Below are 14,024 nucleotides of genomic sequence, written 5' to 3'. Positions count from 1 at the left end.
GCATTGGATGCTTTGGAAGCCCACTGCTTACCAGAAAGGCGGTACCGTAGACATGACTCACCTTGCGGACAATATTATTTTATTGCTGGCTGCGCTGATGCTGGTGGGTGTGCTCTCCACCAAACTTTCCACACGCTTTGGCATGCCGGCGCTTGTGCTGTTCATCGCAGCGGGAATGTTGCTCAGCCGCTTTGTTTTTTTCAACAACGCCTCATTGACGCAAGTAGCAGGTATTTTTGCATTGATTGTTATTTTGTTTGAGGGCGGTATGCAGACCAGCATGAAGGACATTCGGCCCATCATCGCACCGGCGCTATCATTAGCTACAATAGGGGTGCTCCTGACGACAGCGATTGTGGGAATATTCGCAAGGCTTGTACTCGATGTGCCATGGGCAGAAAGCCTGCTGTTCGGAGCGATCGTGGGCTCCACCGATGCGGCAGCCGTGTTCTCCGTCCTCGGCGGCAAAAATATTGATAAGCGCCTGACTTCAACACTTGAGGCAGAATCAGGAAGTAACGATCCGATGGCTGTCTTTTTGACGGTATCGTTAATTGAATGGATTCAGCATCCCAATACAGCCGTTTGGAGCCTCGTACTGTCCTTTATCTGGGAAATGGGGATAGGCCTGTTCATGGGGATTGCTGTCGGGAAGCTTGCCGTCTATTTGATAAACCGGATTAATCTGGATTCCACCGGGTTGTATCCGGTTATGGCAATAGGATTCGCTGTATTGACCTATGGGCTTGCAGTGACGGTGCACAGCAGCGGACTTCTGGCGGTATATGTCATGGGTCTGACTCTGGGTAACTCCGAGCTGATGTATCACCGTACCATCATGAATTTTAATCATGGCTTTGCATGGATGATGCAAATTGCGATGTTCACACTGCTGGGCCTGCTTGTGTTCCCCGATGAGCTGGCGGAGATTGCCTGGGAGGGCCTGCTGTTGTCGGTTATTCTTATGCTGGTCGCAAGACCGGTGGGGGTATTCCTAAGCCTGCTGTTTTCCAGGTTCTCGCTCCGTGAGAAAACGCTGATCTCCTGGGCCGGCCTTCGCGGGGCGGTACCGATTGTACTGGCGACCTATCCACTGCTGGCGGGACTTCCTCACGGGCAATTGTTTTTCAATGTGGTATTCTTTGTGGTATTGACCTCGGCAGTCATTCAAGGAACAACCATTTCCCCGTTGGCCTCCAGACTGAAGCTGGTTGGCAAAGACGACGCCCAGCCTTCGTTAATGGAGCTAGTGGCACTCGGCAAGACGGATTCCGAATTCAATCATATTGCTATCGACAAGCACATGCCCATAGCCGGCATGCAGATCGCACAGATGGGGCTGCCCGATGATATTCTCTTTACTGCCATCATCCGCAATAAAAATATCGTGACCCCGCATGGGAGCACTGTTATCGAGCCCGGAGATACAGTTTATGTGCTCAGCCCCAAATCCAAGCGTGACGAGATGAGATCCATTTTCCGCAGTGGCAAAGGTAAGGCGGCGGAATCCAATATTCCTATGGTTTAAAAACAGATTGCAAAAGAACAAGGATTGTGTTAAATTGTATATAGATTTAGAATGAGTCTAAATACAAATGACAAATATACAGGTCACAGGAGGGTATTGGAATGAGTACACAAATTAAAAGCCAGACTGAACTGCACGCTGCCTTGAACCGCCAAACCGCAAATTGGACACTGCTGGGAGTCAAGCTGCATCACTATCACTGGTATGTGAGCGGAACGCAATTCTTCACGCTGCATGCCAAATTTGAAGAGCTGTATACCCAAGCAGCTACATATGTGGATGATCTGGCAGAACGCCTGCTTGCTATCGGTGGACAACCGGCCTCGACTATGTCACAATATTTGGCCCTATCTGAGCTTAAGGAAGCCGTTGGCGGCGAAACGGCCAAGGAAATGGTTGCTCAGCTGATTAAGGACTTTGCTGTTGTCACTGAAGAGCTGAAGAGCACGATTTCAGCTGCAGAAGAGCTGAGCGATCAGCCTACTGCCGACCTGCTGACTGGAATCAGAAGCAGTGTGGAGAAATCCGCCTGGATGCTGAACGCTTTTCTGGGCTAATACAGAAGGCGAAGAAGTGAAATAAGCTTCCTTTGTCGCTTGAGCAGAATAGCCGTATGTACAAAGAGCGCCGCGCGATGTGAATTCGCGGGCGCTCTTTTGCAGGTGTATGGGTAATCTCACCAGAGCTACTTAATGAAGACTCCGCCGAAAGGGATGGCTTCACGCAGAAACCGCTTGATAATGCCGTCTTCATTATTGTCACGCTCGAAGCGGCGGCTTTGGCGTCCAGCCTGAAACATCACCGGCCCGTGACCGGTCATTTTCCAGTGGTAGCTCATATGCTGGCTGGCTAAGTGATTGCCATAGACTGTCAGTTCAAGCTTGGCATTTTCGGGATAAGCGATGATACTGCCGGCATCAATATATATAGGATCGAAGGGATGCAGCTCGGCTTCACATACCGTTCCTTCGGTCAGAATACCGATGCTCCCCGGTCCGGAGAACTTGACCTTGATAATATCGCGTGTCACAAACATGTTCTTCATACTTAGCACTCTTGTCTGCATGGTGATTCCTTTGCTGTAGAAGAACAAATGCCTGAAATCATAGAGCAAATCGCTTTTCCCGTCCAGATGGAAGGTCTTGACGCGGTAGCCTGGAGGTAAAGCGGCGACAAAGCGGCAGGGGCCGGTCATATCCGAGCGGATCAGTTTGCGCTTGCGGTACATTCCCTTGACATCCATCAGCCGGTCCGCACGGCCTGAAGAAGGGCCTTGATATGCGATAATTTGCTGCGGATGCAGCACATGGATCTCCTCGTTCTCATCAACAGTGAAAGCCACGGCTTGTCCGCTGCCGCTGTCACCTTCATCTTGGATATCGATGTTCATACTTTACACTCCCTCATGTACTCATTAACCCAGGCGGTCACTTTTTCTGGACCGGTGGCGCATGCCCAGCCGCAGCAGCCGGATCATCAGGAAGTAACCGAGTACAAGTGCAATTCCGGTAAATATAGTATTTTTGATCCGGTTGTAGTACTTTTCCCTGGCCGTACGATCATCTTTCAATTCATTGACCACTTGGCTAAGCTTACGATTCTGTTCCTGCAGAGCAGCGTTCTGGGTCTGATAGTCTGCCATCTGCTGCAGGGTCTGGCCCAATTGGTCTTTAGTCTGCCCAAGCTCGTCCTTTGTCTGCTGAAGCTCCTCCGCCGTTTGCTGATAACTCTCCTGCAGCTTGTTAACCTCACCGGGAAGCTCCGAGAAATTCTGCAATCCATTATATATATCATTGATATAATTTGCTTTTGCCGCAGGAGCGGGAAAGATGACTGACAGTCCCAGGAGCAGCAGTGCTGAAGACAACAATTTGGCATACGTGCGTTTTACCTTTTGCTTCATTATAAATCACCACCTGTATTAGGCTAGTCTTCCTTCTTTATTTTAGCATAGCAGGACAACATTCGCGCGGCATAGGGTGCCGAAGATGGGCTGAATTTGGCGGTTTAGGGGATTATTTCACCTGAATGATAACCACCTATCAGTAATACCGCATAAGCCTCCTGATGGTTTCTATTTCACCCTGAAAAGGTACTGTCCTGTATATGGCCGGCAAAGGCGTATCAGCAGTCTACCGTTTCCGCTTAAATTAACGTATACTTTGAACGGAAAGGGGCTGCATGCTATGAATAAATGGCTCAAAACCCTGCTGTTTCTTGCAGGTTCTGCACTACTAACCCGATGGATACCGTTTTCCTCCCTGTTTCGTAATCTGGATACCATGTTCCATGAATTTGGCCATGCGCTGGTGACACTGATGCTCTCGGGTAGTGTGCTGCGGATTGAACTGTACGCGGATCACAGCGGAGTAACCTATTCGGCAATAGAAGCGGGTGGCAAAGCGATTCTGGTATCTCTTGCAGGTTATCTGCTGGCGTCCGTATTCTCGCTCCTGCTATTCTATTTATATACTAGAGGGCGCTATCAATGGGGGCTGATCATGGCATCCGGTGTGGCGCTGATCATGCTTGTCCTGTATGTACGGGGCGGCTTTGGAATGGTGTGGCTAAGCGGATTCATCCTGTTAAATCTCATGATGCTGTTGGTCTGGCCAAAGGCCGGCAAATATTATTATTTATTTCTGGCTTTTCTAACCCTGGAGGAATCCGTCATGGGTACACTGTTTCTGGTCTCGGCTGCGGCAATTACACCAGAGCGTTCGGGGGATGCGGCCAATCTGGCAAGGCTTACACCTCTGCCTGCCATCGTCTGGGCACTCCTGTTCTTTGTATTCTCGCTGCTGTGCGCGAAATGGGCACTCGGGTTCTTTTTCGAGGGGGAACGGGGCAGACGCAACTCGAACAAACTACTAAAATAATGGCAATCTTCCGCCATCTTTAGACAAAAGAATGAGCTTTCGCAAAGAGGCACACTACTTTACAAGGAGAGTGGCTCTTTTTTTGTCGATATTCTAGGACCGAACATATATTCCATGACAAGGAGTTGTCCGCCAATATTGGTACATTAATAGAAGACCCAAAAAAAGAAAGAGGTGGAAATATGCAAGCAAGTATTCAGCCCATATTTACATGGAGCCAGGAACGGATTTTTGCCGGCGGAGCCCAAAATGTCATACTGCTCATAGAGTGGAAGGGGATTTCGGAGAAGGAAGAATCCCGTAGGAAAAGCCGGAAGGTGGTGGCCAGTGATATTGAACTTAGGATCTGGCTGGAGGCGCATGTGACAGTAAATGATTGTCATGGCTGCACCGCAGAAGCCGGGGAAGGACGTTCCATACTGCTAAGGCTTGGAAAAATACAATCCAAGGCACGTAAATTTATCGCATTGGAATTCTCTATGGCAGCTAAACCGGCGGGAATACATGAAGCTCTCTGGCTGCAGTGGCAGTACAAGCAGCCTCCGGTAGAACGGATCCGCGAGCTGCCTTTGAAGAAACTCAGCTTGGAATATTCACATCATACGGATGTATTGTCTGAAAAATGCTGCTTCCATGTAGAGAAGCATTTGGAGCTGCTGAAGACAGAAAAACTGCTGGAAGAAGCGGTGCTGCAGAGGACAAAAAGCTCTGTGCAGACGGACTTCGAGCATCTCCGGAGGCAAGCGGATGACCTGCTGCTCCTGGCGGCCAGATCAGGAGACATGCAGCTTGTGAAAGAAGCGGAAACCGTGTATAAACAGCTTGACGCAGAGGTTAATGTATGGAGGAAGACAGCAACAAGATAGAGAGCTCTCCGGCATATGCGCAATCCTGCTAGTACATACATAAGATCAATCTATCATAAATGTTTGCTTGGATGTGTAGAGAGCTAATGTGATTATTATATGTGGTAATATAGTAAAATAGTTCTATTATATTTATTAATTTCGGTTATAAGATCATTGGTTATAGATACATATAACTAATTTACTTAAAATAATGGGTCTATTTTACCATGAACTCAAGGGGAACTGAAAATGACAGACCGATTAATCCGGCTAATGCGCATCATTACGCTAGTTCAAGCCAAACCTGGAATTTTGGCCCGTGAACTAGCGGAACGCTGCGGTAACAGCGAGAGAACGATATACAGGGATATGGATGCGCTGAGTGCCATGCACATCCCTATAACCCATTTGGGACATGGGAAAGGATATGCTTTTATAGGTAATTTTGCTTTATATCCTCTGGATTGGTCGGAAGAAGAATCGGCCGCTTTTTCACAACTTCGAGGCATTTTGGATGATATCAAACCCTTGCTGCCTCCCAGCTTTGAGAGCGCCTACGAGAAAGTAATGGCCGCAGCCTATAAGCAGAAGGCGGAAAGGGAAGAAACCATGGAAACTGCCAAGAAAGAAGCGGGACAGCTCTGGATGGAAAGAAGCGGGTACCAGGATGAACCGCCCCCCTTTTTGACTGAAATATTGGCCGCCATTATGAAGCAAAGCAGTATTCTGGCTGACTATAGTTACAATTCCTATGAAGAAAGAGGCATCCAAATTGACCCATACTGCCTTGTTCCCTTGGAAAATCGTTATCATTTAATCGGTTTTTGTCATCGATTCGGGATTATCCGGACGTTTCATCTTGGTGGGTTCTCTAATGTAAAGCCGACGAATCATTGGTTTTCCAAAGAGCAATTTGATCTGCAGGCTTTTATGGAGGAGAAATGGTCTCTGGATCAGGACAGTCTGCAGGTAGAGTTCAAGATCAGGTTTTCGGAACGGATGATGGACCGGATCAAAAATGAGGATATGTTCGTGAAGCCGATCAAGGTAGACCGTCAGAGTAGGTATGTTCATTTTAAAGTGGCGGTGGAACAGGACATTGGTTTTGTCCGCTGGATCTTAAAATTTGAAGAAGAGGCGGAGATCGTAGAGCCTCTCTATTATCGGGAATTGCTGAGAAATCAATTGGAAAAATGGCTGTCACTATATAAATAGTAATATATTTATTTTAATAGGAATCATTTAACTTTATTATAACATTCAATGTTAGTTATATGCATAAATTTCTCTTGTCTACAGTAGAATTCTATAGTGAGCAATGTGTTGATTCACTTTCCTCTCATTTGACCTTTGTTCAATACCGGGTGATCTGGCAGGAACTATCCGTGAATTAGTGCCCTTCCATGAAGTCCTTTAGGCGTTCGTTACGCCTATAGGTCTTTTTTGTGTTGGTTAAGAAGCACCTATTACTCGCAAACCATACATAACTAAATATATACAAACATAATCAAACGTATAGATAAACCAAAAAGGATATGCTAAAATAGCTTCTAAATATACAAGATACATACATGGGAGGAATGGAAATGTTCAAGAAACTTGGAGTGGTTGTACTGGCTGTGCTACTGGCAGTGGCTTTGTCGGCGGTACCTGAGAAGCAGGTTGAAGCGGCGAAAAAGACTGAAATTATTATCTCTGCTGCAGCGAGCCTGCAGGACAGTCTCGACAAGATCGCTGTACTCTATGAGAAACAGCATCCTGATATTGATCTTGTCTTCAACTATGGTGCTTCCGGTACGCTGCAGAAACAGATAGAGCAAGGCGCTCCAGCTGATCTGTTCTTCTCAGCAGGGGATAAGCAGATGAAAGCTCTCGTCGATGGCGGACTTGTTTCTGACAATACGGAGCTTTTGAAGAATCAGCTGGTGCTGGTTGTGCCTTCCGATTCCAAGACTTCCATTACAACGATTACTCAACTTACGGATAAAAGCTTCAAAAAAGTGGCAGTAGGACAACCTGAATCGGTTCCGGCGGGACAATATGCACAGCAGTCATTGACAGCAAAGAACGTATGGGATACGCTGCAAAGCAAGCTGGTATTTGCCAAGGACGTGCGCCAGGTGCTCTCTTATGTGGAAACGGGAAATGCTGATGCCGGATTCGTCTACAAGACGGATGCTCTTACTTCGAACAAAGTGAAGATTGCTCTTACCGTAGGTGCCCATGTGCACAAGGCGATTAATTATCCGATAGGCCTTGTGAAGGAATCGAAGCATCAGGCGGAGGCCAAAGCCTTTTACAGCTACGTTCAGACCAAGTCAGCAAACGATGTCTTCACCAGCTACGGCTTTAAGCTTGCTGATTAACCTATGGAAATCTAAAGTTCAACTTATTTAACATATACACGGGGTGAAGAGCGATGGAGATCAATTGGACTGATTTTTTCGCCCCGGTCTGGCTTTCGATTAAGATCTCAGTCATAACCAGTATCATTGTGTTCCTGCTGGCGACACTGGCAGCCAAAGTGATGGCGGGACGGAGGTTTCCCGGCTACAGTCTGATTGAAACGGTGCTGCTGCTTCCGCTGGTGCTGCCGCCAACCGTGGTCGGGTTCGTATTGCTGGTGATTTTGGGCCGGAGGAGCTGGATCGGGAAGCTGTACGAGCAGTTTACGGAGCACACCATTCTATTCACTTGGGGCGCGGCGGTCATTGCTGCGGTTGTCGTTGCTTTTCCCCTCGTATACCGTACAGTGAAGGCGGGCTTTGAAGGTGTGGAAAAGGATCTGGAAGACGCTGCGCGTGCGCAGGGAGCCAGTGAGCTTCAGGTGCTTACATATGTGACGCTTCCGCTCGCCGGCCGCTCGCTGGCAGCCGGATATGTGCTTGGGTTTGCCCGCGGGCTAGGTGAATTCGGAGCGACCATTATGGTGGCTGGCAATATTCCCGGCCGGACGCAGACTGTGCCTACTGCCATTTACGTGGCTGTCGATGGCGGCAATATGACGCTGGCCTGGTTGTGGGTATGCTCGATTATTGTCATTTCCGCACTCATGCTGATGTTCGTCAACCGCCGTTCCTGACAAGGTGAAGGAAGTAAGGATATCCGTGATAGAAGAGCAGATCTTGGGGCAGAGCAGTGCCTACAGACCTGCTTTTTGCTGTGTTGTTTTATGAATGTAGTTTTGTGTGCAGGGTGCCATAAGGAGTTCAGCTGACGGATTTTGTGAAATTTCGAACAAAGATCATGGTACCTTCGTAATAGGGTATGAAAGGGCGGGCAGAGGAACATGATCACTGATAAGCAGCTCATCGAAGGATACCGGACGGGCAGGCGGGAAATGCTCGGACCTTTAGTGGAAAGATACCAGGATGACTTGTACCGGTTCTGCCGCCACCTTACCCTGAATGCTCTGGATGCGGAGGATTTGTTTCAGGAGGTTTGGGTGCGGGTCATCCGTAAGCTGGATCGTTACGATCCGGAGCGGTCTTTTAAAGCGTGGCTGTTCCAGGTGACCTTGAATATGCACCGGGACAGCTACCGGAAATGGAAAAAAATCTATGGGCGGCTTGCCGGTGAGGATTCCTGTCGTGTTCCATGGGTTGAACTTCGGGACGGGGCACCGCTGACGGAGGAGCAGTTGCTGCGGAATGAACGGAATGCCTATTTGGAGAAGGGGCTCCGCAAGCTGCCAAAACGGTATCTGGGTCCTTTGGTTCTTTTCTATTATGAGGAATTCAGCTACGAGGAGATCGGAGAAATGCTGGGCATTCCCACAGGGACTGTGAAGTCCAGATTGAATCAGAGCAAGAAGCTGTTGCAGAAGACTGTGGAGCCGTGGAGGGAGGAGTATTGATGAAAGAAACAGAATGGGAAGCTAAGCAAGAGGAAATGCTTCGTGGCTATTATAGCGCTCAGATTCCAGCACCGGCGGGCCTGAAGACAGCGACCTTGCAGCGCATCCACAGGGAAGAAGGAAAGGGCAAGGGGGTTGTTGCTCTGGTGGTGCTGTTTGTGCTGTCTCTGCTCCTGTTGTGGGGGTGCCTGCTGAGCGGTCCCATTCCTCTGCTCTGGAAGCTGACGCTCTTGCTCTCCTTTGGTGCAGTACCTGCGGTTGCCTCAGTGGTGGTGCTGCTGTATCTGTCCGGCAGAGATGCGGGAATTGCACAAACCTGACTTTTGCGGATCAGGTGAAAGGAGGAAGAGAAAATGAAAAACCGCACCTATATGGGAATGCTGATATTCTGGAGCATCACCACCGTTATGGTTATTCTGTTGACCTATTCCGGGTACTGGATACTTCCCTATATGCCCGAAATGTGGGATGAGGACCCGGTCTGGGTGACGATAACCGCACTGGCCATTCTGCTGTTTATTGGTTTATATGTGGCTCTGGGTGTGTTCATATACAAGGATTCATCGCGCAAAAAAATGAACACATGGCTGTGGATGACTGCCGTTTTTTATATTCCTAATTTCATGGGGGTTGTGTTGTATTTTTTTGCCCGGAAGCGGCAGAAGATGCAGAGTGCAGGCGATCTACCCGCACAATACTGCCCGCACTGCGGACATATTATACATACGGGGGAGTGAATTCAAATGAACAAACGATGGCAGGGACTGCTTTTGCTGGTTCTATTAGTTTCTATGTTTATGGTTACGGGATGCGAGAAAAGGCTGATGTACACCGGTTCCAGTACGCCACACCAAATTAAGGCTTCTTACCGGCTGCTGTCCGGTACCGAGAAGCATAATCTGAAGCTTAAGGAAGGGGATACGATTCGTATAAACTATGTGTCCAAGGTTGAAAAAGGTGAACTGACCATGAAGCTGTATGATCCTGACCATGAGCTGTTCAAAGAGCTGGAGACGAATAAGGAGGGGGAGGAAGAGCTGCAGATACAACAAACCGGCACCTACAAGCTGGAGATCGTAGGAACCGGAACGAAAGGGAGCTATAAGTTCAGCTACAAAAAGGAAAATAAGGATTCCGAGTAAGCTGGCGGCGATAGAAGTGTATCAAGTTTCGTAAATAACGTTGCCGGTCTCGCTAAGGTCATAGCCATGAATGGAGCTGAGCTCGTTCTTAAAGGCGGTTGAACGTAAAATATCAATAACAGTTCCGATCAGTGCCTCGTGCTCCGGTGTCTTGAGCATCACCAGATCGTACCGCTCCTGGATGAGCGGGATGAAATCAATGCCGTCAATAATCTTGGCGGCTTTTTCTGTGCCGATGCCCACATCGGCTTCTCCCCGGGCGACTCTGCCCGCAATAGCAAAATGGCTGTTCTCCTCGTTGCCATACCCGCTAATGCTGGAGGAAGAGATGCCATGGAGGCGGAGCTGCTCGTCCAGCAGAACCCGTGCTCCTGCACCGCGTTCCCGGTTGACCAGCTTAATTCCACTCTGCTGCAGATCGGACCAGTCACGGATGCCTTTCGGATTACCCTTCTGCACATAGAAGCCTGCACTCCGGGCCAGCATATGCACTACGATATAAGAAAAGCCGACCAGCAGTCTGCGAATATAGGGCAGATTGTACTCCCCCGTATCTCCGTCCAGCAGATGGGTGCTAACAATGTCGGATTCCCCATGGTACATCGCAATCAGGCTGTCCAGACTCCCGGCATACGACCGCAGAGGACGGGCAGAAGACTCGCTGCGCTCCAGATGCGTAGCCAAGATGTCCAGTGACATATCCTGCCCGGTAATCACCACATTCACGCCGGCGGCTTTGCCGGAGTGTCCCTGCGTCTGGTTAAACTGCAGCGGCAGGGCGGGCTTAGGCATGGACACCGGGGCTTCGGCCAGCCCTGGGGCTGGAGTCAGACTTCCGGAAGCACCGCTGCGCGAGTTCTGTTTGTATGCCTCCAAGTCGGAAAGATCCACGCGCATCTGCTTGCCGACCCGGTAGGAGGGCAGCTCACCTTTTTTGATCAGATCATAGACCTTGAGTTTGGATATCTTCAACAACCGGGCGATCTCCTCGGTTGTGTAGGAAGTATTTTCGGACATGGATAAAGCCTCCTAAGGATGAACTGCGGCAGTTCTCTGAATACAGCTATAATAGCTCAAGACTACCTTATTTTAAGTTCCTGTGCAATTCATTCACCTGGGAGGCTGGAGACATAGAGGAGGCTAAAATGCCAGATGTCTGCGTTGCTTGACCTGCTGGAAATCGGACAGTCCGATCATTTCGGAAACGGTGACAAAGCGGAAGCCTTGCTTCTGCAGCTCGGGCAGAATAATTTTCAGTGCCTCCAGGGTTTGCGATTGTCCATGAACATGGTCATGCAGCAGCACTATGTCGCCGCTGTGCGCATTGCGGATCACGCGGCTGGAGATGCTGTACACACCCGGGCGGTTCCAGTCACGTGTATCCTGATGCCAAGACCAGAGCACCGGCGTAAGGCCCATGCTGTTGGAGACGTCGACCAGGGTCTCGTCGTACATGCCTCCCGGCGGCCTGAACAGGCTGCTGTGCCTCCCGGATACCTTCACAATCTCCTTCTCGGCCAGTGCAAGCTCCTCTTGAATCTGCTGCCCGGAGACCGGTTTTTTGAAATAGATATGGTTATAGGTGTGGTTGGCCAATTCATGTCCGTCTGTGATCACTCTTCGGGCGACATCGGGGTAGGCTGCGATTCGTTTACCGATAGCGAAGAAGGTGCATTTGGCGTTGTATTGACGAAGTACCGCCAGAATCTGATCCGTCTCGGAGGGATCGGGGCCATCGTCGAAGGTGAGGGCGATTACTTTTTGGCTGGTATGCACTTCCCAGATCATGTCGCCTCTCTGCTCGTAATAGTCACGGTTTTTGACAAGGGGCTTGCATTGTGCAGGGTTGGTCATGCCAGAGACTAGTGTTATTGCTGCAAGTGCAGCGGCAGTGGTTCTCCAGATGGATTTCATTGGCTTCAGATCCATTCCACTCTGTACCCGGTACAGGTTATTTGCATCACTCTGCTCTAGGATGCGCCTGGACTGATATGGAATATTCATTCCTGCCCGAGTACCCCTTTATTTCTATTTAGGAGTGAAAGTTCCGGATAAAATGACTATAATGAAATACTAAATACAGATCAAGGATGGGGGCAGCGGATATGACACTAATTGAAAAAAGAGAGCATCGGCAATATCCGGAGATTACCCGTCTGGAAACCTCTAGAGCCGCATATGAACGTGATTATTCACGTCTGATCCATTCGCCGACCTTCCGCCGGCTGCAAGGCAAGTCCCAGGTATTCGGTGCCGGCACAGGAGACTATTACCGGACGCGTTTGACCCATTCGCTGGAGGTGGCGCAGATTGCCCGTGAGGCGGCCAAAAGCCTGCTGCGCTCCTACCCGGAGGTTGAGACTGGACAAGCAGAGAATCCCGGGCTGGTCATCGATCCGGAAGTGGTGGAATGTGCAGCGATCGCCCATGACTTCGGCCACCCGCCGTTCGGCCACAAGGGAGAAGAGGTGCTCGACAGCATACTGGAGCAGCTTGTGGCGAAGAAGACAGCGGAGGCGGTACGCAAATCCGGCGCAGGTCCGGTACAGCAGCAGACGATCCGTGAGAACATGAGACGGCAATATGAGCATTTTGAAGGCAATGCCCATAATTTCCGGCTGATTATGTTCCTGGAGAAACGCGAAAATATCGACGGGCTGAACCTCTCGGATGCGGTGCTGCTGGGTATCAATAAATACCCTTTTCCCGGCACGGTCCTCAAGAAGGGCATGTATCTGCACGAATGGAATTACATCTCGGACATCCGCAGCCAGTGGGGGGTCCCGGAAGGAAAGAAGACGCTCGAAGCCCAGCTGATGGACCTTTGTGATGACATCGCGTACTCTGCGCATGATCTGGAGGATGGCATTAAAGCCGGCAAAATCGAGGTGCATGAGCACTTCATGCATGATGCGTATATCCAGAAGCTGATCGTAGAGAAAATCACCACTTTGGAGGATGCCTTCTGGATTGGGTGGAAGGATGCCGATATACACATCAAGGTTGAAGAGGTACTGAGCTCGTTCCTGCGGGTATGGATGGAGAAGATGCCTACCTGTGAGAATGATTATTCCCGCACCCGGCGTGAGGTCAAGGCTTATTGGGTCAGCACCTTTGTAGCCAGCCTTGGTGTTATTGAGGACAGGGACTGGAAGAAGGTTACCTTCATTAAAGATGGTCAAGAGGACGAGGACATGCTGCGGACCGTCAGTGTGCTGAAAAGCTTCGCCTGGGTCACGATGATTCGTGATCTGCGTGTGCAGCGGCTGCAAAAACGCAGCGAGTGGATACTTCGGCGCTTATGGGAGGCATTCCTGGACCCGGAAGCCTCACGGGCGATCATCCCCAGCGACTGGCTGCAGCGTTTTGAGAAGGATCAGCGCCAGGCTAAACCCATCTGGACCTGGGAACATATGGTGATCGATTATATCGCCGGAATGACAGATGCTTTTGCCGAGAAAATATACAATGAACTGTATGGATTAAAGGTCGGATCGATTTATGATCTGGACTAGGATGAAGCTAATTAAGGGAAGCCGCTGTTCTTGAGGGTGAACCTTCCTAAATAAAGTGAGCTGTTCCTGTAAGGGGGGCGGCTTTTTTCTGGTCTTTTATTTTCATTTCTGGTCTTTGTTTTTGAATTCTGGTGTTGTCTTGCTCTATTTTGTTATTATTTTGTTATTATCCTTGGCAGAGGTAGTTCAGTTGAATGCCTCCATTTACAAAGAGGGTTATAGCTGACATACCCTTGATATACATAGGTTTTATGCG

At 49.4% G+C, this 14,024-nt stretch carries 16 protein-coding genes; 12 read left to right on the top strand and 4 right to left on the bottom strand.

Annotation, left to right across the window (positions count from 1 at the left end; genetic code table 11):
• Window positions 1-52: 52 nt before the first annotated feature.
• Both ACTJKB_RS16415 and ACTJKB_RS16410 read left to right on the top strand, forming a co-directional pair.
• On the top strand, window positions 53-1,528 hold the full coding sequence (locus ACTJKB_RS16415) for a potassium/proton antiporter (RefSeq protein WP_440835620.1): 1,476 nt from the start codon (window positions 53-55) through the stop codon (window positions 1,526-1,528).
• A gap of 101 nt (window positions 1,529-1,629) precedes the next feature.
• Window positions 1,630-2,085, top strand: coding sequence for a Dps family protein (locus ACTJKB_RS16410; protein WP_440835377.1), 456 nt, complete (start codon window positions 1,630-1,632; stop codon window positions 2,083-2,085).
• A 128-nt stretch (window positions 2,086-2,213) separates the two neighbouring features.
• Here the strand turns inward: ACTJKB_RS16410 and ACTJKB_RS16405 are convergent, their stop codons facing one another.
• A complete protein-coding gene (locus ACTJKB_RS16405) occupies window positions 2,214-2,918 on the bottom strand; it encodes an AIM24 family protein (protein WP_440835375.1) in 705 nt (234 codons plus the stop codon).
• A 24-nt stretch (window positions 2,919-2,942) separates the two neighbouring features.
• On the bottom strand, window positions 2,943-3,431 hold the full coding sequence (locus ACTJKB_RS16400) for a hypothetical protein (protein WP_440835373.1): 489 nt from the start codon (window positions 3,429-3,431) through the stop codon (window positions 2,943-2,945).
• A 283-nt stretch (window positions 3,432-3,714) separates the two neighbouring features.
• On the opposite strand from ACTJKB_RS16400, the gene ACTJKB_RS16395 reads away from it, so the two are divergent.
• The 9 genes from ACTJKB_RS16395 to ACTJKB_RS16355 all read left to right on the top strand — a co-directional run bounded on the left by ACTJKB_RS16395 (window position 3,715) and on the right by ACTJKB_RS16355 (window position 10,253).
• The gene (locus ACTJKB_RS16395) at window positions 3,715-4,407 is read left to right on the top strand and encodes a M50 family metallopeptidase (RefSeq protein ID WP_440835371.1); all 693 of its coding nucleotides are present in this window, start codon (window positions 3,715-3,717) and stop codon (window positions 4,405-4,407) included.
• A gap of 182 nt (window positions 4,408-4,589) precedes the next feature.
• On the top strand, window positions 4,590-5,273 hold the full coding sequence (locus tag ACTJKB_RS16390; RefSeq protein ID WP_440835369.1) for a hypothetical protein: 684 nt from the start codon (window positions 4,590-4,592) through the stop codon (window positions 5,271-5,273).
• Between the two features lie 231 nt (window positions 5,274-5,504).
• Entirely contained in the window at window positions 5,505-6,470 is a 966-nt protein-coding gene (locus tag ACTJKB_RS16385) for a helix-turn-helix transcriptional regulator (RefSeq protein WP_440835367.1), read from the top strand.
• 365 nt (window positions 6,471-6,835) lie between these two features.
• Window positions 6,836-7,621, top strand: a complete 786-nt coding sequence (modA, locus tag ACTJKB_RS16380) for a molybdate ABC transporter substrate-binding protein (protein ID WP_440835619.1) — start codon at window positions 6,836-6,838, stop codon at window positions 7,619-7,621.
• Between the two features lie 53 nt (window positions 7,622-7,674).
• Window positions 7,675-8,337 carry a molybdate ABC transporter permease subunit gene (modB, locus tag ACTJKB_RS16375; protein ID WP_440835365.1) on the top strand — a complete coding sequence of 221 codons (663 nt, stop codon included), beginning with the start codon at window positions 7,675-7,677 and terminating at the stop codon, window positions 8,335-8,337.
• 207 nt (window positions 8,338-8,544) lie between these two features.
• Complete coding sequence (locus ACTJKB_RS16370) at window positions 8,545-9,111, top strand: RNA polymerase sigma factor (protein ID WP_440835363.1); 567 nt, start codon at window positions 8,545-8,547, stop codon at window positions 9,109-9,111.
• On the top strand, window positions 9,111-9,431 hold the full coding sequence (locus ACTJKB_RS16365) for a hypothetical protein (protein WP_440835361.1): 321 nt from the start codon (window positions 9,111-9,113) through the stop codon (window positions 9,429-9,431). Before ACTJKB_RS16370 ends, ACTJKB_RS16365 begins: the two co-directional genes overlap by 1 nt.
• A gap of 33 nt (window positions 9,432-9,464) precedes the next feature.
• Window positions 9,465-9,848, top strand: a complete 384-nt coding sequence (locus ACTJKB_RS16360) for a hypothetical protein (protein ID WP_440835359.1) — start codon at window positions 9,465-9,467, stop codon at window positions 9,846-9,848.
• Window positions 9,849-9,854: 6 nt separating this feature from the next.
• Entirely contained in the window at window positions 9,855-10,253 is a 399-nt protein-coding gene (locus ACTJKB_RS16355; RefSeq protein WP_440835357.1) for a hypothetical protein, read from the top strand.
• A gap of 21 nt (window positions 10,254-10,274) precedes the next feature.
• Here ACTJKB_RS16355 and ACTJKB_RS16350 read toward each other — a convergent pair whose 3' ends face one another.
• On the bottom strand, window positions 10,275-11,270 hold the full coding sequence (locus ACTJKB_RS16350; protein WP_440835355.1) for a substrate-binding domain-containing protein: 996 nt from the start codon (window positions 11,268-11,270) through the stop codon (window positions 10,275-10,277).
• A 123-nt stretch (window positions 11,271-11,393) separates the two neighbouring features.
• A complete protein-coding gene (locus ACTJKB_RS16345; protein ID WP_440835354.1) occupies window positions 11,394-12,257 on the bottom strand; it encodes a polysaccharide deacetylase family protein in 864 nt (287 codons plus the stop codon).
• 101 nt (window positions 12,258-12,358) lie between these two features.
• On the opposite strand from ACTJKB_RS16345, the gene ACTJKB_RS16340 reads away from it, so the two are divergent.
• Window positions 12,359-13,768: a deoxyguanosinetriphosphate triphosphohydrolase family protein gene (locus ACTJKB_RS16340; protein WP_440835352.1), complete on the top strand. Its 1,410-nt coding sequence runs from the start codon at window positions 12,359-12,361 to the stop codon at window positions 13,766-13,768.
• The last annotated feature ends 256 nt before the right edge of the window (window positions 13,769-14,024 follow it).

The sequence above is a fragment of the Paenibacillus sp. 22594 genome, from assembly GCF_052044425.1.
Classification (GTDB): Bacteria; Bacillota; Bacilli; order Paenibacillales; family Paenibacillaceae; genus Paenibacillus_AQ.
This window is presented reverse-complemented; position numbering and strand designations above follow the sequence as displayed.

Coding starts and splice junctions, on each gene's coding strand:
- ACTJKB_RS16415 (WP_440835620.1), top strand. CDS start 53: ATGACTCACCTTGCGGACAATATTATTTTATTGCTGGCTGCGCTGATG.
- ACTJKB_RS16410 (WP_440835377.1), top strand. CDS start 1,630: ATGAGTACACAAATTAAAAGCCAGACTGAACTGCACGCTGCCTTGAAC.
- ACTJKB_RS16405 (WP_440835375.1), bottom strand. CDS start 2,918: ATGAACATCGATATCCAAGATGAAGGTGACAGCGGCAGCGGACAAGCC.
- ACTJKB_RS16400 (WP_440835373.1), bottom strand. CDS start 3,431: ATGAAGCAAAAGGTAAAACGCACGTATGCCAAATTGTTGTCTTCAGCA.
- ACTJKB_RS16395 (WP_440835371.1), top strand. CDS start 3,715: ATGAATAAATGGCTCAAAACCCTGCTGTTTCTTGCAGGTTCTGCACTA.
- ACTJKB_RS16390 (WP_440835369.1), top strand. CDS start 4,590: ATGCAAGCAAGTATTCAGCCCATATTTACATGGAGCCAGGAACGGATT.
- ACTJKB_RS16385 (WP_440835367.1), top strand. CDS start 5,505: ATGACAGACCGATTAATCCGGCTAATGCGCATCATTACGCTAGTTCAA.
- modA (WP_440835619.1), top strand. CDS start 6,836: ATGGAAATGTTCAAGAAACTTGGAGTGGTTGTACTGGCTGTGCTACTG.
- modB (WP_440835365.1), top strand. CDS start 7,675: ATGGAGATCAATTGGACTGATTTTTTCGCCCCGGTCTGGCTTTCGATT.
- ACTJKB_RS16370 (WP_440835363.1), top strand. CDS start 8,545: ATGATCACTGATAAGCAGCTCATCGAAGGATACCGGACGGGCAGGCGG.
- ACTJKB_RS16365 (WP_440835361.1), top strand. CDS start 9,111: ATGAAAGAAACAGAATGGGAAGCTAAGCAAGAGGAAATGCTTCGTGGC.
- ACTJKB_RS16360 (WP_440835359.1), top strand. CDS start 9,465: ATGAAAAACCGCACCTATATGGGAATGCTGATATTCTGGAGCATCACC.
- ACTJKB_RS16355 (WP_440835357.1), top strand. CDS start 9,855: ATGAACAAACGATGGCAGGGACTGCTTTTGCTGGTTCTATTAGTTTCT.
- ACTJKB_RS16350 (WP_440835355.1), bottom strand. CDS start 11,270: ATGTCCGAAAATACTTCCTACACAACCGAGGAGATCGCCCGGTTGTTG.
- ACTJKB_RS16345 (WP_440835354.1), bottom strand. CDS start 12,257: ATGAATATTCCATATCAGTCCAGGCGCATCCTAGAGCAGAGTGATGCA.
- ACTJKB_RS16340 (WP_440835352.1), top strand. CDS start 12,359: ATGACACTAATTGAAAAAAGAGAGCATCGGCAATATCCGGAGATTACC.